Origin of the sequence: Bradyrhizobium sp. AC87j1 (assembly GCF_002936975.1) — a bacterium.
GTDB lineage: Bacteria > Pseudomonadota > Alphaproteobacteria > Rhizobiales > Xanthobacteraceae > Bradyrhizobium > Bradyrhizobium shewense.
On record NZ_PTFE01000002.1, the window covers coordinates 103,461 to 122,426 of the forward strand.

17 protein-coding genes are annotated in these 18,966 nt (G+C 63.3%); 6 read left to right on the forward strand and 11 right to left on the reverse strand.

Annotated features, from left to right (window positions below):
• Positions 1-96: 96 nt before the first annotated feature.
• The 11 genes from rpoB to CV770_RS02005 form a co-directional block, all read right to left on the reverse strand.
• Positions 97-4,215: a DNA-directed RNA polymerase subunit beta gene (gene rpoB / locus CV770_RS01955; RefSeq protein ID WP_091957451.1), complete on the reverse strand. Its 4,119-nt coding sequence runs from the start codon at positions 4,213-4,215 to the stop codon at positions 97-99.
• A gap of 483 nt (positions 4,216-4,698) precedes the next feature.
• The gene (gene rplL / locus CV770_RS01960) at positions 4,699-5,076 is read right to left on the reverse strand and encodes a 50S ribosomal protein L7/L12 (RefSeq protein WP_091957455.1); all 378 of its coding nucleotides are present in this window, start codon (positions 5,074-5,076) and stop codon (positions 4,699-4,701) included.
• 54 nt (positions 5,077-5,130) lie between these two features.
• Entirely contained in the window at positions 5,131-5,649 is a 519-nt protein-coding gene (gene rplJ, locus CV770_RS01965) for a 50S ribosomal protein L10 (RefSeq protein ID WP_091957815.1), read from the reverse strand.
• Positions 5,650-6,234: 585 nt separating this feature from the next.
• A complete protein-coding gene (locus CV770_RS01970) occupies positions 6,235-7,188 on the reverse strand; it encodes a 2-hydroxyacid dehydrogenase (protein WP_104461129.1) in 954 nt (317 codons plus the stop codon).
• Between the two features lie 89 nt (positions 7,189-7,277).
• Positions 7,278-7,970 carry a 50S ribosomal protein L1 gene (rplA, locus tag CV770_RS01975; RefSeq protein WP_014494487.1) on the reverse strand — a complete coding sequence of 231 codons (693 nt, stop codon included), beginning with the start codon at positions 7,968-7,970 and terminating at the stop codon, positions 7,278-7,280.
• Between the two features lie 6 nt (positions 7,971-7,976).
• Positions 7,977-8,405: a 50S ribosomal protein L11 gene (gene rplK / locus CV770_RS01980; RefSeq protein ID WP_006611824.1), complete on the reverse strand. Its 429-nt coding sequence runs from the start codon at positions 8,403-8,405 to the stop codon at positions 7,977-7,979.
• Between the two features lie 134 nt (positions 8,406-8,539).
• Complete coding sequence (gene nusG / locus CV770_RS01985) at positions 8,540-9,094, reverse strand: transcription termination/antitermination protein NusG (RefSeq protein ID WP_008136441.1); 555 nt, start codon at positions 9,092-9,094, stop codon at positions 8,540-8,542.
• Positions 9,094-9,285 (reverse strand): preprotein translocase subunit SecE, encoded by a 192-nt coding sequence (gene secE / locus CV770_RS01990; RefSeq protein WP_026202711.1) that lies wholly within the window; start codon positions 9,283-9,285, stop codon positions 9,094-9,096. Before secE ends, nusG begins: the two co-directional genes overlap by 1 nt.
• Before the next feature lie 366 nt (positions 9,286-9,651).
• Complete coding sequence (locus CV770_RS01995) at positions 9,652-10,920, reverse strand: class I SAM-dependent methyltransferase (protein WP_028141015.1); 1,269 nt, start codon at positions 10,918-10,920, stop codon at positions 9,652-9,654.
• Positions 10,921-11,005: 85 nt separating this feature from the next.
• Positions 11,006-12,025, reverse strand: coding sequence for a lysylphosphatidylglycerol synthase transmembrane domain-containing protein (locus CV770_RS02000; protein ID WP_104461130.1), 1,020 nt, complete (start codon positions 12,023-12,025; stop codon positions 11,006-11,008).
• 12 nt (positions 12,026-12,037) lie between these two features.
• On the reverse strand, positions 12,038-12,625 hold the full coding sequence (locus CV770_RS02005; RefSeq protein WP_245453650.1) for an SIS domain-containing protein: 588 nt from the start codon (positions 12,623-12,625) through the stop codon (positions 12,038-12,040).
• Between the two features lie 165 nt (positions 12,626-12,790).
• Between CV770_RS02005 and CV770_RS02010 the strand changes: the two genes are divergently transcribed.
• From CV770_RS02010 to CV770_RS02035, 6 genes are all read left to right on the forward strand, one after another.
• Entirely contained in the window at positions 12,791-13,807 is a 1,017-nt protein-coding gene (locus tag CV770_RS02010; protein WP_104461227.1) for an SDR family oxidoreductase, read from the forward strand.
• An 82-nt stretch (positions 13,808-13,889) separates the two neighbouring features.
• Positions 13,890-15,455 carry a PfkB family carbohydrate kinase gene (locus tag CV770_RS02015; protein WP_104461132.1) on the forward strand — a complete coding sequence of 522 codons (1,566 nt, stop codon included), beginning with the start codon at positions 13,890-13,892 and terminating at the stop codon, positions 15,453-15,455.
• A 27-nt stretch (positions 15,456-15,482) separates the two neighbouring features.
• On the forward strand, positions 15,483-16,484 hold the full coding sequence (locus tag CV770_RS02020) for an NAD-dependent epimerase/dehydratase family protein (protein ID WP_104461133.1): 1,002 nt from the start codon (positions 15,483-15,485) through the stop codon (positions 16,482-16,484).
• Between the two features lie 5 nt (positions 16,485-16,489).
• A complete protein-coding gene (locus CV770_RS02025; RefSeq protein WP_245453651.1) occupies positions 16,490-17,101 on the forward strand; it encodes an HAD family hydrolase in 612 nt (203 codons plus the stop codon).
• Complete coding sequence (locus CV770_RS02030; protein ID WP_245453652.1) at positions 17,098-18,135, forward strand: phosphotransferase; 1,038 nt, start codon at positions 17,098-17,100, stop codon at positions 18,133-18,135. The genes CV770_RS02025 and CV770_RS02030 overlap by 4 nt, the downstream gene beginning before the upstream one ends.
• A complete protein-coding gene (locus CV770_RS02035) occupies positions 18,110-18,958 on the forward strand; it encodes a transketolase (RefSeq protein WP_018322243.1) in 849 nt (282 codons plus the stop codon). Before CV770_RS02030 ends, CV770_RS02035 begins: the two co-directional genes overlap by 26 nt.
• Positions 18,959-18,966 lie beyond the last annotated feature (8 nt).

The window sequence follows — 18,966 nt, forward strand, 5'->3', positions numbered from 1 at the left end:
CGCAAATTCGAAAATCACTTAGCAGGGCGCCCTGCCCTCAAGGCATCGGGAGGGGCGCCAATGCCCGGCCGTGAAGGCCGGGCATGACAGGTCGTATTACTCGGCCGCTTCCGACGTCGGCGCCGGTCCAACCTTGGAGTTGTGCAGGTCGACGTTGAGGCCGAGCGAGCGCATTTCCTTGACCAGCACGTTGAACGATTCCGGAATACCGGCCTCGAACGTATCGTCGCCGCGCACGATCGCCTCGTACACCTTGGTACGGCCGGCGACGTCGTCCGACTTCACCGTCAGCATTTCCTGGAGCGTGTACGCCGCGCCGTAAGCCTCGAGCGCCCACACCTCCATTTCGCCGAAGCGCTGGCCACCGAACTGCGCCTTGCCGCCCAGCGGCTGCTGGGTGACGAGCGAGTACGGACCGATCGAACGCGCGTGGATCTTGTCGTCCACGAGATGGTGCAGCTTGAGCATGTAGATGTAGCCCACTGTCACCTTGCGATCGAACGCATCGCCGGTACGGCCGTCATAGACGGTCGACTGACCCGAAGCGTCGAGGCCGGCAAGCTTCAGCATCTCCTCGATGTCGGCTTCCTTGGCGCCGTCGAACACCGGCGTCGCGATCGGCACGCCGCGGCTGAGGTTATGGCCGAGCTCGATCAACTCGTTGTCGTTGAGCGTCTTGATCGTCTCGTCCTCGCCGTAGACCTTCTTCAAGGTCTCCTTCAGAGGCTTGATGTCCTGCTTCGACAGGTACGCATCGACGGTCTGGCCGATACGTTTGCCGAGGCCGGCGCAGGCCCAGCCGAGATGGGTCTCGAGGATCTGTCCGACGTTCATGCGCGAAGGCACGCCGAGCGGGTTGAGCACGATGTCGGCGTGCGTGCCGTCTTCGAGGAACGGCATGTCCTCGATCGGCACGATCTTCGACACCACGCCCTTGTTGCCGTGGCGGCCGGCCATCTTGTCGCCGGGCTGGATCTTGCGCTTCACCGCGACGAAGACCTTGACCATCTTCATCACGCCGGGCGGCAATTCGTCACCGCGCTGAAGCTTCTCGACCTTGTCGAGGAAGCGCTGTTCAAGCCCCTTCTTCGACTCGTCGTACTGCTTCCGCATGGCCTCGATCTCGGCCATCAGCTTGTCGTTCGGCGAGGCGAACAGCCACCACTGCGACTTCGGGTACTCCTCGAGCACCGCACGGGTGATCTTGGTGTCCTTCTTGAAGCCCTTCGGGCCGGCAATGCCCTGCCGCCCCTCGAGGAGCTCGGCAAGACGGTTGTAGACGTTGCGGTCCAGGATCGCCTGCTCGTCGTCGCGGTCCTTGGCCAGACGCTCGATCTCTTCCCGCTCGATCGCCAGCGCACGCTCGTCCTTGTCGACGCCGTGACGATTGAACACGCGAACTTCCACGATCGTGCCCTGCACGCCCGGAGGAACGCGCAGCGAGGTATCGCGAACGTCGGAAGCCTTCTCGCCGAAGATGGCGCGCAGGAGCTTCTCTTCCGGCGTCATCGGGCTCTCGCCCTTCGGCGTGATCTTGCCGACCAGGATGTCGCCGGCGCGGACTTCCGCACCGATGTAGACGATACCGGCTTCGTCGAGGTTCTTCAGCGCTTCTTCCGAGACGTTCGGAATGTCGCGGGTGATTTCCTCAGGTCCGAGCTTGGTGTCGCGGGCCATCACCTCGAATTCCTCGATGTGGATCGAGGTGAAGACGTCTTCCTTCACGATCCGCTCGGAGAGCAGGATCGAGTCTTCGAAGTTGTAGCCGTTCCACGGCATGAACGCGACGAGCACGTTCCGCCCCAGCGCGAGCTCGCCAAGATCGGTCGACGGACCGTCGGCGATGATGTCGCCCTTTCTGACGATGTCGCCGACCTTCACCAGCGGACGCTGGTTGATGCAGGTCGACTGGTTGGAGCGCTGGTACTTCATCAGACGGTAGATATCGACGCCCGACTTGGTCGGATCGAGATCTTCCGTGGCGCGGATGACGACGCGGGTGGCGTCGATCTGGTCGATCACGCCCGAACGACGCGCCGCGATCGCGGCACCCGAGTCACGCGCAACCACGCCTTCCATGCCGGTGCCGACGAACGGCGCCTCGGCGCGAACCAGCGGCACCGCCTGGCGCTGCATGTTCGAGCCCATCAGCGCGCGGTTTGCGTCGTCGTTCTCGAGGAACGGGATCAGCGCCGCGGCGACCGAAACGAGCTGCTTCGGCGACACGTCCATGTAGTCGACCTTGTCCGGCGTCACCGGCAAGACTTCGCCAGCGTGACGGCAGACCACGAGGTCTTCGGTGAAACGGCCCTTCGGGTCGAGCGGCACGTTGGCCTGCGCGACCGTGTAGCGGCCCTCTTCCATCGCCGAGAGGTACACGACCTCGTCGGTGACGCGACCGTCCTTGACCTTGCGATACGGCGTCTCGACGAAGCCGTACTTGTTCACGCGCGCGAAGGTCGCGAGCGAGTTGATCAGGCCGATGTTCGGACCTTCCGGCGTCTCGATCGGGCAGATGCGGCCGTAATGCGTCGGATGCACGTCGCGCACCTCGAAGCCCGCGCGCTCGCGGGTCAGACCGCCCGGTCCAAGCGCCGAGAGACGGCGCTTGTGGGTGATCTCGCTGAGCGGATTGGTCTGGTCCATGAACTGCGAGAGCTGCGAGGAGCCGAAGAACTCGCGCACGGCGGCAGCCGCCGGCTTCGCGTTGATCAGGTCCTGCGGCATGACCGTGTCGATGTCGACCGAGGACATGCGCTCCTTGATCGCGCGCTCCATGCGCAGGAGGCCGATGCGGTACTGGTTCTCCATGAGCTCGCCGACCGAGCGCACACGGCGGTTGCCGAGATGGTCGATGTCGTCGATCTCGCCCTTGCCGTCGCGCAGGTCCACCAGCGTCTTGATGACGGAGAGGATGTCTTCCTTGCGCAGCGTGCGTTGGGTGTCGGGCGCATCGAGGTCGAGGCGCATGTTCATCTTGACGCGGCCGACCGCGGAGAGGTCGTAGCGCTCGGCATCGAAGAACAGCGACTGGAACATGGCCTGCGCCGAATCCAGTGTCGGCGGCTCGCCCGGACGCATCACGCGGTAGATGTCGAACAGCGCGTCTTCACGCGTCATGTTCTTGTCGGCCGAGAGCGTGTTGCGGATGTAGGGGCCGATATTGACGTGGTCGATGTCGAGGAGCGGCAGCTCCTTGTAGCCGTGCTCGTTGAGCACCTTCATCGACTTGTCGGTGATTTCCTCGCCGGCTTCGGCGTGGATCTCGCCCGTCTTCGGGTTGACGAGGTCCTCGGCGATGTAATTGCCGACCAGCTCCTCATCAGCCAAACGCAGCGCCTTCAGCCCCTTTTCCTGGAGCTGGCGGGCGGCACGGACGGTGAGCTTCTTGCCGGCCTCGAGCACGACCTTGCCGGTATCGGCGTCGATCAGGTCGTTGACGGTCGAGTAGCCGCGGAAACGGTTGGCGTCGAACGGAACGCGCCAGCCTTCCTTGGTCCGCTTGTAGAGGATCTTCTTGTAGAACGTGGACAGGATCGCCTCGCCGTCGAGGCCGAGGGCGAACATCAGCGACGTCACCGGAATCTTGCGGCGACGGTCGATACGCGCATAGACGATGTCCTTGGCGTCGAACTCGATGTCGAGCCAGGAACCGCGATACGGGATGACGCGGGCAGCGAACAGCAGCTTGCCCGAGGAATGGGTCTTGCCCTTGTCGTGATCGAAGAACACGCCGGGCGAGCGGTGCATCTGCGAGACGATGACGCGCTCGGTGCCATTGACGATGAAGGTGCCGTTCATCGTCATGAGCGGGATATCGCCCATGTAGACGTCCTGCTCCTTGATGTCCTTCACCGACTTCGCGCCGGTTTCCTCGTCGATATCGAACACGATGAGGCGCAGCGTCACCTTGAGGGGAGCCGCGAAGGTCATGCCGCGCTGGCGGCACTCGTCGACGTCGTATTTCGGCTGCTCGAACTCGTAACGGACGAATTCCAGCATCGAGGTGCCCGAGAAATCGGAGATCGGAAACACCGAGCGGAATACCGCCTGCAGACCCTCGTCGAGACGGCCACCCTGGGGTTCATCGACCATCAGGAACTGGTCATAGGACGCCTTCTGAACCTCGATGAGGTTCGGCATCTCGGCGACTTCCTTGATGTGTCCGAAGAACTTGCGAACGCGTTTGCGACCGGTGAATGTCTGCTGCGCCATCGTGGCCTCTCATTTTCGTCGCCCGCTCTGGGCGCGCCCTCCGGAACGCGGCTGCCACCGCTCCCCGGGTTGAATTTTTCGAACCCGCTTTGGGGGCCGGAGACTCAAGTTCAGGCCGGAATGTCCTGAATCTGTTCTTCAGACCTTCAAAACGCAAAACGACGCGCGGGGCGCTGGTGCGCGCCCGCCCGTCACAACCATCCTCTTCACGGACTGCAAAAGCCCGAAATAGCCTGCTCTCCCAACGGCTTACAGAGAATCCGGTATCCCTGCCCACCGCGCTTTCGTGCTGCCGAACCGATATGGGGCGACAATAGTGGAGATTCGAGGGGCGAACCCTCAAATCCCCACACTTTTTCGTGTTCGGCCTGCGTCGGGACGTTCCGTCGCACGCCTTTTGCATCAGGCCCACCCCTTTTTGAGGGGCAAGCCAGGATCTCGGGCCTGCTTACGCTCGCCCGAGACCTCGCCAGTAAGCGGTGCTTACTTGAGCTCGACCTTCGCGCCAGCCTTCTCGAGCTGGGCCTTGATCTTCTCGGCTTCGTCCTTGTTCACGCCTTCCTTGACAGGCTTCGGCGCGCCCTCGACGAGGTCCTTTGCTTCCTTCAGGCCCAGGCCGGTGATGGCGCGGACTTCCTTGATGACCTCGATCTTCTTGTCGCCGGCGCTGGCGAGAACGACCGTGAACTCGGTCTTCTCTTCCGCCGGAGCGGCGGCAGCGCCACCACCAGCCGGGCCGGCCACGGCGACAGCCGCGGCAGCCGAAACGCCCCACTTCTCTTCGAGGAGCTTCGCGAGTTCAGCAGCTTCGAGCACGGTGAGGCTCGAGAGGTCGTCAACGATCTTCTGCAAGTCAGCCATTGTTCAGTTTCCTTACGTGTAAGTCTGGTTCGGGTTTGAGTTTTGCGAAGGGCGTCAGGCCGCTTCGCCCTTTGAGGCATGAGCCTGGATGACGCGCGCGAGCTTGCCCGCGGGCGCATTGGCGAGCTGAGCGATCTTGGTCGCCGGGGCCACAAGCAGGCCGACGATCTTGGCGCGCAGTTCATCAAGCGACGGCAGCGAGGCGAGAGCCTTCACACCGTCGACATTCAGGACGGTCTTTCCCATCGAGCCGCCAACGATGACGAACTTTTCGTTCGCCTTGGCGAATTCGACGGCGACCTTTGGCGCCGCTACCGGATCGTTCGAAGTGGCGATCACAGTCGGTCCCTTCAGCATGGGGCCGATGGCAATGACGTCAGTGCCTTCAAGAGCAATTTTGGCGAGACGGTTCTTCGAGACCTTCACCGAAGCGCCAGCCTGCTTCATCTGCATGCGCAGCTTCTGCATCTGGGCAACGGTCAGGCCGGAATATTGAGCAACGACCGCGACGCTCGTGGTCTTGAAGACCCCGTTGAGCTGTTCGACCGCTTCCTTTTTTGCCGCTCGTTCCACAGCAAGCTCTTTCCGGTTGGCGGTCATCGCGAAAAGCGGGACCGCCGGGTTGCACCCATCGTCCCACCCAAAACCTGAACCTCCGGGTCAATACCCATCGGACACGCGCCGGGCGAGACGACGATTCAAAGCCTGCCCTCCGGGAGCTCGTGAGAGCCCACGGCGTGTCGAGGTCCGAACCAGACCCGTTCCGCAAACCAGCCCTTAAAGCTGGATGCGAAGTGAAATCCGGTCTTCACCCGTCTATGCAGGCCATGCGATTAAGCCGTTGAGAAGTCGAAACTTCCCGCGAGCGCCTGCAGTCTTGGACAGGACAAGGTCAGCCGGCGAACCGTCCGACCTCTGCCCGCACTCCACCAACCGACGGGTTTTCCTTCCTTTTCGGGCAAATCCTCACGGACGTCCTGAAAAGGAATGATCTCCTGTCTTGTCGGGTTTTCGGAATACGTGCACGAACGCGCCAGCCGAGGCCGGCACGTCCGGAAGCGGTTCTTTAACCGCTCAGAGCCTGCTTGCCAAGAGCAAAATTCACACCAGTTCCAATCTGTTGCCCTGGGCGCTTGATCCGGGTCGATAAGGACCGATTCAGACCGATTTGACCGCATGAGGCAGCGGCTTGCCCTCGAAAAACGCCGTCAGGTTCGCGAGCACGCAGTTCTGCATGGCGACGTGCGATTCGAGGGTATGGCCGCCAATGTGGGGGGCGAAGACCACGTTCGGGAGCGCGGTCAGGGCGTCGGGGGCGTGCGGTTCCTTCTCGAAGACGTCGAGGCCGGCGCCGGCGATGGTCTTGTCGGTCAGGGCCGCCACGAGCGCCTTCTCATCGATGACAGAGCCGCGGGAGATGTTGACGACGTAGCCGTGCTCCCCGAGGCGCTTGAGGATATCGGCATTGACGACATGCTGAGTCTCGGCCCCTGCCCGGACCGCGATCATCAGCACGCTGCACCAGTCAGCCAGGGCCTCCAGCGTCGGGAAATATTGGTAGGGCAGATCGTAATTGCTGCGGCTGAAATAGCCGACCTCGCTCTCGAAGGCGGCGCAGCGGCCTGCGATCTTGCGGCCGATCTCGCCCATGCCGTAGACGCCGATACGGCGGCCGGGCATGCCGGCCTGCGGGCGCATCATCGGTGATTGCTTCGACGCCGCCCAGTCGCCGCTGCGGACATATTGGTCGGCGACGAGGATCCGGCGGATCGTCGCCAGCATCAGGGTCACCGCGATGTCGGCGACCGAAGCCGCATTGGCGCCGGGACTGTGACCGACCGCGATATCGCGGCTCGCTGCCGCCTTCAGGTCGACACCGTCATAGCCGGTGCCGTAGCAAACGATCGCGCCGAGCTTCGGAAACAAGTCCATCGCCTCCGCGCCGAGCGGCGAGCCGCCCGCGGTCAGCATCGCGCGGATGCCGCTAAGCTCCTCCGCCGAAAACACCTCGCTAGCGGGCTTGCCACCGGTGTCGAGCAATTCGAACCGCTCGGCAAAACGCGCCATCATCGTCTTGGGAAAGCGTGAATAGATCAGGACCTTGTCAGCCATTGTTCTCGTTTCCGGTGAGCCCTGCCACAAACGACGAAGGGCGGAATCGGTTGCCCAATTCCGCCCCTCGCCTCATGCAATTTCCAGACTTAGCCGAGAATGGTGCCCGGCTCGACCTTCACGCCCGGGCCCATCGTCGAGGACACCGCAACGCGCTGGATGTAGGTGCCCTTGGAACCAGCCGGCTTCGCCTTCGAGACAGCATCGGCGAGAGCCTTGATGTTCTCGACCAGCTTCTCCTCGGAGAACGAGGCCTTGCCGACGCCGGCCTGCAGGATGCCGGCCTTCTCGACGCGGAACTCGACCGAGCCGCCCTTGGCACCCTTCACCGCACCGGTGACGTCCATGGTCACGGTGCCGATCTTCGGGTTCGGCATCAGGCCGCGCGGGCCCAGCACCTTACCCAGACGGCCGACCAGCGGCATCATGTCGGGGGTGGCGATACAGCGGTCGAAATCGATCGAGCCATTCTGAACCTTCTCGACCAGGTCTTCGGCGCCGACGACGTCAGCACCTGCAGCCTTGGCCTCATCGGCCTTGGCGCCGCGGGCAAACACGCCTACGCGGAGCGTACGGCCAGTGCCGTTCGGCAGGGTCACGACGCCACGGACCATCTGGTCGGCGTGACGCGGATCGACGCCGAGATTGATCGCGACCTCGATGGTCTCGTCGAACTTCGCTTTCGCGCGTTCCTTGACCATCTTGATGGCGTCCGCGAGCGGATAAAGCTTTTCGCGGTCAACACCTTCGCGGGCTTTGTTCAAACGCTTTCCGATTGCCATGACCAATTACCCCGCCACTTCCAGGCCCATCGAACGGGCAGAGCCCTCGACCATCTTCATGGCCGACTCGATGGAATCGCAATTGAGATCCTTCATCTTCTTCTCGGCGATCTCGCGCACCTGCGCCTTGGTCACCTTGCCGGCCTTGTCACGGCCCGGCGCCTTCGAGCCGGACTGGATCTTGGCGGCCTGCTTGAGGAAGAAGGACATCGGGGGTGTCTTCATCTCGAACGTGAACGAACGATCGGCGTAGATCGTGATCACGACGGGAATCGGGGTGTTCTTCTCTTCCTTCTGGGTCTGCGCGTTGAACGCCTTGCAGAACTCCATGATGTTGAGACCGCGCTGACCGAGCGCGGGACCGATCGGGGGCGAAGGATTCGCCGCACCGGCCGGGACCTGAAGCTTCAGGTATCCGGTCACTTTCTTTGCCATGTATCACTCCTGTTGTGCCGGCTGGCTGCCAGCGGTTTCAGGTTCGTGGTCTGGGTCGGATGCGGCTGGCAACCGCCCTCTCCCTCCCACGGCCTCTCTTTGCGCGAAGCTTTTCGGCTTCACGCGCTACCCGGTCAGACCTTCTCGACCTGACCGAATTCCAATTCGACCGGCGTGGCACGGCCGAAGATCGACACAGCGACCTTCACGCGCGAGCGCGCCTCGTCGATTTCCTCGACGACACCCGAGAACGAGGCGAACGGGCCATCGGCCACGCGCACGTTCTCGCCGATCTCGAACGACACCGACGCCTTCGGCCGTTCCACGCCTTCCTGCACCTGGTGCAGGATGCGCATGGCCTCGGATTCCGAGATCGGCATCGGCTTGTTTTCGGCGCCGAGGAAGCCCGTGACCTTCGGCGTGTTCTTGATCAGGTGAAACGCTTCGTCGGTCAGCTTCATCTTCACCAGCACGTAGCCGGGGAAGAACTTGCGCTCGGCGTCGATCTTGCGGCCGCGGCGCACTTCGGTGACCTTCTCGGTCGGAACCAGCACCAGCTCGAACAGCTCCTCGAGCCCGCGCTGCTTGGCCTGCTCGCGGATCGATTCGGCGACCTTCTTCTCGAAGTTCGAGTAGGCGTGGACGATGTACCAGCGCTTGTCGGACAGTTGAGCGGTTGCGGTTGCCATCAGTGAATGCCCAGAAGGTAAGTGATGAGGACACGGATGATCTGGTCGGCGGCGAAGAAGAAGATCGAGGCCACGGCGACCATGACGAACACCATGATGGTGGTGATCGTGGTCTCGCGGCGGGTCGGCCAAGTGACCTTGGCGGTCTCCGAGCGCACTTCCTGCAAGAACTTGAACGGGCTGACTGCCATCGTTTTGATGTCCAACGTCCGTCGACAGACGCGAATGAATTTCAGGGATCCGAACAGCCGCCGTTGGCCCAGCCCTCTGTCTCGAAGGATGAGCCGGAAACCGGGCTCGATTGTTCGGGGATTTCAAAGCCGCGCCGGAGATCCGCGTCTAACGGGCCGGCTGCGAGTGCGGGGTATCTACTGCGGATAGGACCAAAGGTCAAGATATAGAGGGCCCGACTGGACCAGCCGACCTTCCCGGGCGCTAGAGTAGAGCCCAGCCGGATCAAAGGCTTATCCACCCACCCTTCAGGGCGCAATCGCAGCGCCCGTCCGGTTCCTCCCAGACGCTCCCCCGGAGCGACCGCCTCGGCCCTATTGCGCGGGTCAGTCGGCCCGCTCGACCATGGAAATGCCCGGCAGCGGCACCACGAACTTTCCGCCTTCGGCGAAGTAGCGGGCGTGCTTGGCCCGGATCGGGTCGACGTAGCGCCAGGCGAAGACGACGACGAACGCCGGCTTGCGCTCGTAAAGGGCGGCAGGCGGCAGGATCGGGATATCGTAACCCGGGCCGGCCATCACGTTCCCCTTCTTGGGATCGTCGTCGACCAGGAAGTCGATCTTGTTCTCCAGACCGAACTGCGGCAGCAGCGTCGTGGTGCCGACCGAGACGCCGTAGCCGGCAACGAGCTGCCCGCGCGCATGAGCGGCATCAGCCATCGCGACCAGCTCGTCGCGGATCGCGGCGATCCGCTTCACATAGGGCGCATAATAGGCCGGCTGATCGACGCCCAGCCGTTCTTCCTCGGCGACGAAGCGCGCGACCTCAGCCGACGGCTTCTTGGCGCCACCGGCGCGCTGCACGGTCACGCGGATCGAGCCACCCTTGGTCCAGATGTGCTGGACGTCGATCAGCTCCATGCCGAGCCGGGCAAAGAAACGGATCAGCGGCTTGATGTTAAAATACGACAGATGCTCGTGATAGACGGTGTCGAGCAGGTTCTTCTCGGTGACGTCGACGCCGTATTGCGTTTCGAAGACGAACAATCCGTCCGGCGCAAGCACGTCGCGAACCCCGATCACCAGTGGATCGAGATTGTCGACATTGGCGATCATGTTGTTGGCGATCACGACGCTCGCCGCACCGTGGCTCTGCAGGATGCGGTGACCGATGGCATCGGTGAAGAAATCGCCGATGGTCTCGATCCCCGCCTCGGTCGCGCGCTTCGCGATATCGACAGCGGGATCGACACCCAGCACCCGCATGCCGCGCTCTTTGAAGAAGCCGAGCAGCGATCCGTCGTTGCTGCCGAGCTCGACGACCAGCGAGCCCGGCGCGACGCCGAAGCGGCTGACGACGTCGTTGGCATAGCCCGCGAAGTGCTCGCGCAGGCCGAGCGAGAGCGAAGTGGTGTAAACGTAGTTGCGGTACTGAATCTCGGGATTACCGACATGGAGAATCTGGAGATGGCCGCAATCCCTGCACAGATGCAGCGCCATCGGCACCGCGGCACGGAACACCGGATCGTCGACGCTGGCGTCCGGGACCTGGAAGTTCGGCGTGCCGATCGGCATGCCTGCCATCGGGACGACGAGCTCCTGCTTGTCCGAATGACAGAGGCGGCAGGTGTGGCGGACGTAGAACAGGTTTTTCATCGTGGAACCGAAAAATGAGATACGCGATCGGGTGAGGCAATCCCACCCCGTGAAGACCAGACCGCCAGCAACGGGCTCAAACGGGTCATGGGTGGCTCGAGACTTCCTTGCCCAGCCCGTCGTAGCCGGGGGCTTCCTCCGCCGCCTTGGCGGCCTTGTCCGCTGAATACGATCCGCGCTCCGGACTTGCCAGCCAGATCGCGCCGCCGACGAGCCCGATGATCACGCTGATGGCGCCCAGCAGCAGCGAAACCGACAGCGCTTCCTCGGAAGGAACACCCGCCAGACCGAGGCAGGCGACCATTGCCCCCTCGCGAACACCCCAGCCGCTGATCGAGATCGGGACCGCCGTCAACAGCACCACGGGCGGAATCAGGATGCCGGCGTCCACCACCGAGAGCTGTGCTCCGACACCGCGCGCCAGGGCGAAGCAGGCCGCCGCGGTCACGAGATGGATGAGCAGCGCCGACCCGAACAGCAAAGCACGTCGCTCGGACTGCAGCAGGAGAAACCTGACCAGCGCTCCGAACCGGACGAAGCTTGCGATTGCCGGATGGGCGATGAGGCGCTTGGGCAGACGGTCGAGCGTCAACAGAACCACGGTGCCGGCGACGCCGGCCAGCGTCAGCCCGCCGATAGCCAGAATCGCGGCCTGATCGGACACGCGAGACAACAGGAACGGCAATCCGGCCACCATCAGCGCGATCAGCCCGATCAATGCCGTGAAACGGTCGGCTGCAACGCCCTTGACCGCCTCCGGCCACTGCACGCCGCGCTGGCGAAGCAGCCACATCCGCACCGCATCACCGCCGACCGAGGACGGCAACACTTGGTTGAACCAGAGGCTGATCATGAGGATCCGCCAGCCCGCGAGCCAGTCCAGCGACACGCCGAGCGCGCGCATGATCAGCTCCCACCGGCCGTTGAGCACGAAGGTCTGGAAGAAAATCAACGTCAGCGCCAGGACGAACAGCAAAGGATCGACCGAGACGAGATGGCTGCGCAACCGCTGCAGATCGAGACCGCGCGCGATGTAGACCAGCACGGCAATCGACAGCAGCAGCTTTACCGAAAACAGGGCCGCCTGTTTGAACCGCGACTGCATCGGATGCCCGCCTCAGGATGCCGGATATTCCGCGCGACCGATCACGAGGTCGATCGCGGCCATCATCCAGAACTGGTGCGTGGTCTCGACAATGTTGTAGCTGCGGCTATCGACGAAGAAATTGACGTCGCCGAGATTGCGCAGCGGATTGTCCGCATTCATGCCCGACAGCGTGATCACGTCGAGCTTCATCGTCCGCGCCTGCGCAACCGCGTTGAGGATGTTCTTCGAGCGCCCCGACGAGCTGATCGCGACGAGGCAGTCGCCGGCGCGCGCGCTCAGCCGCACGGCGTGCGCGATCCAGTCCTCGAACCCGTAATCGTTGGCGAGGCACGACATCATGCTCGCGTCGCTGAAGCAGAGCGCAGGCACCGATGCGTTCTTCGCCAGATCGATCGCCAGATGCGAAGCGATGCCGGCCGAGCCGCCATTACCGATGAAGATGACGCGGCCGCCCTGCTCGCGCGCGCGCAACCAGGTCGCGCGGGTGGCGGAGATTGCGGCAAAAACGCCGTCGTCGACCGCCGTCGCGCGATGAAGACGCTCCACGTAATCGTCGAGGAAAGCCTTGTGATCGGGATCGACGGACACGGCGGGCATGGGCTGGCGGCTCGATTGCAACATGACCGGGTGATACCGGCTATTACCAAGGATTGCAAAGGTATAATACTTGCAAAGTCGGCGAGCGGCTGGTAGTCGGCTTTCGGGTTTCACTCAACATTGGCGGGCCTGTTTCGCTGGGCATTCGCGTCACGGATGTTCCTCATGAAATGCATCGTTACTGGCGGCGCCGGTTTCATTGGAAGTCACCTCGTCGATCGTCTCCTCGACGACGGCCATGAGGTCATCGCGCTCGATAATTTCGTCATCGGACGCCCCGAAAATCTGGCCGCACGCGCCGGTTCGGGCCAGTTGAAGGTCGTGCGGGCCGACGTCACCGACCTCGAGTCGATCAAGCCGTATTTCCACGGTATCGACTGGGTCTTCCATCTCGCGGCGCTGGCCGACATCGTTCCCTCGATCGAGTCGCCGATCCCGTATCATCGCGCCAATGTCGACGGCACGGTCAACGTTCTTGAAGCGGCGCGGCACGCGGGCGCCAAGCGCTTCGTCTACGCCGCCTCGTCGTCCTGTTACGGCATTCCCGACGTCTATCCGACGCCGGAGAGCGCCGAGATCCGGCCGATGTATCCCTACGCGCTTACCAAGAATCTCGGCGAGCAGTGCGTCATGCACTGGTGCCAGGTCTACAAGCTGCCTGCGGTCGCGCTGCGCCTGTTCAACGTGTACGGGCCGCGCCATCGCACCACGGGCACCTATGGTGCGGTGTTCGGCGTCTTCATGGCGCAGAAGCTTGCCGGAAAGCCCTTCACTGTGGTCGGCGACGGCGAGCAGACGCGCGATTTTACCTTCGTCAGCGACGTCGCGGACGCCTTCGTGACCGCTGCGCGCTCCGATATCTCGCACGAGATATTCAATGTCGGCTCTGACAACACTTACAGCGTCAACCGGCTGGTCGAGCTTCTCGGCGGCGACAAGGTCCACATTCCCAAGCGACCGGGCGAGCCCGATTGCACCTACGCCGACATCACTGAGATCAAGCGGGTCCTGAACTGGACGCCGAAGGTGAAATTCGAGGACGGCGTCGCGACGATGCTGAAGTCGATGGATCAGTACAAGGACGCGCCTTTGTGGACGGTCGACAAGATCGCCGACGCCACCAAGGACTGGTTCAAATATCTCGGTGACGGCGACGGCTCGCCGCAGAAGGCAAGCTCTTGAACAGGCTCGCCGGATATCGTTGCTGCGAGTCGATCATTTCAGTCCGGCCATCTGAGACCTGCCGGCGCTTTGGGTAATCCACATGGGTAATGCTGCGACAGACAAGCCGACCGGCCATCCGGCACCGCACGACAAGATCAGGACGATCGAGGAGCTGGGCGAGATTGCGCGCGCCGCGCAGGCCAAGGGCCAGACCGTCGCGCTCTGCCACGGCGTGTTCGATCTGGTGCATCTCGGCCACGTCCGGCACATCCTGGCGGCGCGCAACGAGGCCGACGTGGTCATCGTGACCACCACCGCCGACCGTTTCGTCAACAAGGGCCCGGGACGGCCGATCTTTCCGGAAAACATGCGCGCCGAGATGCTGGCCGCGCTCGGCACGGTCGACTGGGTCGGCATCAACCGGACCTCCAGCGCCGAGCCGGTCCTCGATGCCGTGCGCCCTGACATCTACGTGAAGGGCTCGGACTACGAAAACCCCGAGGATGACGTCACCGGCAAGATCGCTACCGAGCGCGAGGCTGTCGAACGTCATGGCGGACGGATCGTCTTCACGCGCGACGTCACCTTCAGCTCGTCGTCGCTGCTGAACCGCTATTTCGACATCTACGATCCCCCCCTGCGCGACTACCTCCAGAAGGTACGCGAAGGCGGCGGCGCCGAACGCCTGCTGAAGCTGATCGACAAGATCCAGGACATGCACGTCGTGCTGGTCGGCGATACCATCATCGACGAATACCAGTACGTCACGGCGCTCGGGAAGGCTTCGAAGGAGAACATCGTCGCCACTCTGCTCAAGAATGGCGAGCAATTTGCCGGCGGCGTCATTGCCGCGGCCAATCACGTGGCGAGCTTCTGCAAGTCGGTGGAGATCGTCACGACGCTGGGCGGCAACGACTACCCCGAGGAGTTCATTCGCGCGCATGTCCGCCCGAATGTCACGCTGACGCCGATCCGCATTCAGGGTCGACCGACGACCCGCAAATTGCGGTACGTTGAGATGGGCTATCTGCACAAGCTCTTCGAAGTCTACACCATGGACGACACGCCGCTCGACGAGGCCGAGCGCAAGGAGATCGACCGAATCACCGCCGAGCGCGTTCGTGGCGGGGACGTGGTGATCGTCACCGATTTCGGTCACGGCATGATCGCGTCCAGCACCATCGACACGCTCATCGCGAACTCCAAGTTCCTGGCGGTCAACGCCCAGAGCAACAGCGGAAACCACGGCTACAATCTGATCACGAAATATCCGCGGGCCGACTACGTCTGCATCGACGCGCCGGAAGCGCGGCTGGCCGCGACCGACAAGTTCAGCGACATCGCGTCGGTGATCGAGAATCGCCTGCACGGCAAGATCGATTGCGACAACATGATCATCACGCACGGCTCCTTCGGCTGCTACCCCTTCTCGTCGAAGACCGGCGTCGCGCGCGTGCCCGCTTTCACCAAAACCGTCGTCGACACGGTCGGTGCCGGCGATGCCTTCCTGACGATCACGGCGCCGCTGGTGGCGGCCGGCGGCAATATCGAGGACGTCGCCTTCATCGGCAACGCGGCGGGCGCGATCAAGGTCGGCATCGTCGGTCACCGCAACTCGGTCGAAAAGGCGCCGCTGGTCAAATTCGTCACCGCGCTGTTGAAGTAACGCGAGCGGGAAATCTGGAGAACGACAGTGATTGATCAGAAATGGAACGTGATGGTCACCGGTGGCGCCGGCTATGTCGGCAGCGTGCTGGTTCCCCAGTTGCTGGCAGCGGGCCACAAGGTCACGGTGCTCGACCTGTTCATGTATGGCGAATCCGTCTTCGACGCGGTTCGCAACAATCCGAACCTTCGCCTGATCAAGGGCGACATCCGCGATGAGGCCGCGATCAACGAGGCCCTGCGTGGCAACAATGCGGTGATCCACCTCGCCTGCATCTCCAACGACCCCTCGTTCGAGCTCGATCCGGGGCTCGGCAAGTCCATCAACTACGATTGCTTCCGTCCAATGGTGCGCGCCGCGAAGAAGGCCGGCATCAAGCGCTTCATCTACGCCTCCTCGTCGAGCGTCTATGGCATCAAGGACGAGGCCGAGGTGACCGAGGAACTGTCCTGCGAGCCGCTCACGGACTACTCCAAGTTCAAGGCGATGTGCGAGACCGACCTCGCCGAAGAGGCTGCGTCCGGCTTCGTCACCTGCACGGTTCGTCCCGCCACCGTCTGCGGCTACGCACCGCGGCAGCGGCTCGATGTCGTCGTCAACATCTTGACCAACCTCGCGGTCAACACCGGCCGCATTCGCGTGTTCGGCGGAACGCAGAAGCGGCCCAACCTGCACATCGAGGACATGTCGGCGGCCTATCTGTTCCTGCTGCAGCAGGATGACGCGAAGATCGACGGCAAGACCTACAATATCGGCTACGAGAACCACTCGCTGATGAAGATCGCCGACATCGTCAAATCGGTGGTCGGAAACAACGTCGACGTGGCCGTCGAGCCGACCGACGATCTGCGCTCCTACCACGTCTCCTCCGAGAAGATCCGCCGCGAACTCGGATTTGCACCGACGCACACGATCGAGCAGGCCGTGTCCGGCCTCGTGGACGCCTTCAGGTCCGGCCGCCTGCCGAACTCGCTCAACGATCCCCGGTATTTCAACATCAAGATGATGCAGAACATCAGCCTGAAGTGAGCGGCGTGCGGATCGGCATCGATTTCGACAACACGATCATCTGCTACGACAAGGTCTTTGCCGCCGCGGCGCGTCAGCGCGACCTGGTGCCGGAGGGCTGGGAGGGGCTGAAGAACGATGTGCGGGATCTCTTGCGGTCCCGCACGGGTGGCGAGCTCGCCTGGCAAGGCCTGCAAGGCTTCGTCTACGGCAAGGGCATTGGCGGCGCCGAAATCTATCCGGGCGTGCGGGAATTCCTTGCGGCGTGCAGACAGGCCGGCGCCAAGGTGTACATCGTCAGCCACAAGACCCGCTTCGGTCATCAGGACCCCGACCATACCGACCTGCGCGAGGCCGCACGCGGCTGGCTGCGTGGCGCCGGCCTCATCGACGCTGTGGAAGCGGCGGTGGCCAGCGGCGATGTTTATTTCGAGGACACGATGGCGGCCAAGGTCGACAGGCTCGCGAGCCTGGAGCTGGACATCTTCATCGACGATCTCGTCGAGGTCTTCGAGCAGCCGCATTTCCCGAAGGACACGCGATCGATCCTGTTCACGCGTTCGCAGTCCCCGCACCCCGAACATTGCAAGCCGATCGCGACATGGGCCGGCATCCGCGACGAGGTGTTTGCGGCATGAGCGAGCCCGACATCAGCGCAGCGGATGCGATCTCGATCGGCAGCCGCCTGGCCGGGGCCCGGGTCGCGGCAGCCCAGCCGGCGCGGTCCGGCGGCAACAACAGGGTGTTTCGGCTGGAGATGGCGGAGGGACCGCCCCTCGCTCTCAAGCATTATCCGTCGGACGGGCGCGATCGGCTGGGCCAGGAATATGACGCGCTCACGTTCCTGTCGCGCCACGGCATTGCATCAACGCCACGGCCGATCGCAAAGGACGCCGATGCGTTCTGCGCGCTGTATCAATGGTTCGACGGTGACGCGGCGGTGCTGCGTCCCCAGGACGACGATGCCGACCAGCTGGCCGATTTCCTGATCGAATTGCAGAAGCTCCGCGACGCCGAAGGTGCGCAGACCTTGCGGAACGCGTCGGCCAGCATCTTTTCGCCCGAGGAAGCCATCGCCCAGTACGAGCAGCGCCTCGACGGGTTGACGCGCGAGTCGCAGGAACACCCCGAGCTGCGTACGTTCATCGACGGCAGCCTGGTTCCCAGCACTGCCACCGCCATTCAGCGGCTCCGCCAGCGCTATGCGGAACTGGGGCGGGATCCCGCCGCGGACCTCTTGCCCCCGCATCGCGCATTGAGCCCGTCCGACTTCGGACTGCACAACGCGCTGCGCGGCGAAGACGGCCGCCTGCGCTTCATCGACTTCGAATATTTCGGCTGGGACGATCCGGTCAAACTGCTGTCCGATACCGCGATCCACCCCGGCAGCGATCTGCCCGCAACAAGCGCGAATCGCCTAATCGAACGCCTCACGCAAGCCTTCGCGGCTAGGGATGACGCGTTTGCGATCCGCCGTGACGTACTGTATCCTGTGTTCGGGGCGATCTGGTGCCTGATTGTCCTGAATGCCTATTTGCCCGAAAGCCGCTCCCGGCGCGCCTTGGCTGCGCAAGGTGGCGATCTGACGGTCCGCCTTGCCGGTCAGCTCGACAAAGCCCGCCGGCTTCATCAAACGATTTGCCAACGTGATCCAGATCTCACCCCACGCTGAAGCCGCCCTCACCTGCACGCTGGACGAGCGCAGTCTCTATTTGCGCCGCCTGGTCCTTGGTTCTGTTCGCTCCGCGGGACGCGGCCATGTCGGTCCGGCCCTGTCGCTGATCGAAATGGTCCGCGTGCTCTACGACGACATCCTGCGGATCGATCCGAACAACCCGCGCGATCCGGAACGCGACCGCGCCATCCTCAGCAAGGGGCACGGGTGCCTGGCGCTCTACGCGCTGCTCGCCGATCGCGGCTTCTTCCCGCTGTCGGAGCTCGACGGCTTTTGCGGCTCCGACAGTATCTTGGGCGGACATCCCGAATACGGCATGGTGCCGGGTGTCGAGGCGTCGACCGGCGCGCTCGGACACGGTCTGTCGATCGGCGTCGGCCTTGCGCTCGCCGCCCGCATGCGCGAGCGCAATTACCGGACCTTCGTGCTGCTCGGCGACGGCGAGATCAACGAGGGATCGGTGTGGGAAGCCGCGATGGGCGCGGCCAAGCACGGGCTCGACAACCTCGTTGCGATGATCGACTACAACAAGCTTCAGAGCTACGGCCCCACCGACTACGTGCTGCCGCTGGAGCCGCTCGCGGACAAATGGCGCAGCTTCGGCTTTGCCGTGCAGGAGCTCAACGGCCACGACGTCGGCGCCCTGCGCACCGTCCTGAAGCAGGTCCCGGCCGTGCCGGGCAAGCCCACCGCGATCATCTGCCATACCGTCAAGGGCAAGGGTCTGCCGGCTGCGGAATCCAACGCCGATTGGCATCACAAGAACAAGCTGTCCGACAGCGAGCTCGACGCCATCCGCGTCGCAGTCGGCGATTTTTGATCGGCTCC

Bases quoted from the DNA above. Each gene is read 5' to 3' on its own strand.
- CV770_RS02005 (WP_245453650.1), bottom strand. From the start codon at position 12,625: ATGCCCGCCGTGTCCGTCGATCCCGATCACAAGGCTTTCCTCGACGAT.
- CV770_RS02010 (WP_104461227.1), top strand. From the start codon at position 12,791: ATGAAATGCATCGTTACTGGCGGCGCCGGTTTCATTGGAAGTCACCTC.
- secE (WP_026202711.1), bottom strand. From the start codon at position 9,285: ATGGCAGTCAGCCCGTTCAAGTTCTTGCAGGAAGTGCGCTCGGAGACC.
- rplA (WP_014494487.1), bottom strand. From the start codon at position 7,970: ATGGCAATCGGAAAGCGTTTGAACAAAGCCCGCGAAGGTGTTGACCGC.
- CV770_RS02000 (WP_104461130.1), bottom strand. From the start codon at position 12,025: ATGCAGTCGCGGTTCAAACAGGCGGCCCTGTTTTCGGTAAAGCTGCTG.
- CV770_RS02015 (WP_104461132.1), top strand. From the start codon at position 13,890: ATGGGTAATGCTGCGACAGACAAGCCGACCGGCCATCCGGCACCGCAC.
- CV770_RS01995 (WP_028141015.1), bottom strand. From the start codon at position 10,920: ATGAAAAACCTGTTCTACGTCCGCCACACCTGCCGCCTCTGTCATTCG.
- nusG (WP_008136441.1), bottom strand. From the start codon at position 9,094: ATGGCAACCGCAACCGCTCAACTGTCCGACAAGCGCTGGTACATCGTC.
- CV770_RS02030 (WP_245453652.1), top strand. From the start codon at position 17,098: ATGAGCGAGCCCGACATCAGCGCAGCGGATGCGATCTCGATCGGCAGC.
- CV770_RS01970 (WP_104461129.1), bottom strand. From the start codon at position 7,188: ATGGCTGACAAGGTCCTGATCTATTCACGCTTTCCCAAGACGATGATG.
- rplK (WP_006611824.1), bottom strand. From the start codon at position 8,405: ATGGCAAAGAAAGTGACCGGATACCTGAAGCTTCAGGTCCCGGCCGGT.
- rpoB (WP_091957451.1), bottom strand. From the start codon at position 4,215: ATGGCGCAGCAGACATTCACCGGTCGCAAACGCGTTCGCAAGTTCTTC.
- rplL (WP_091957455.1), bottom strand. From the start codon at position 5,076: ATGGCTGACTTGCAGAAGATCGTTGACGACCTCTCGAGCCTCACCGTG.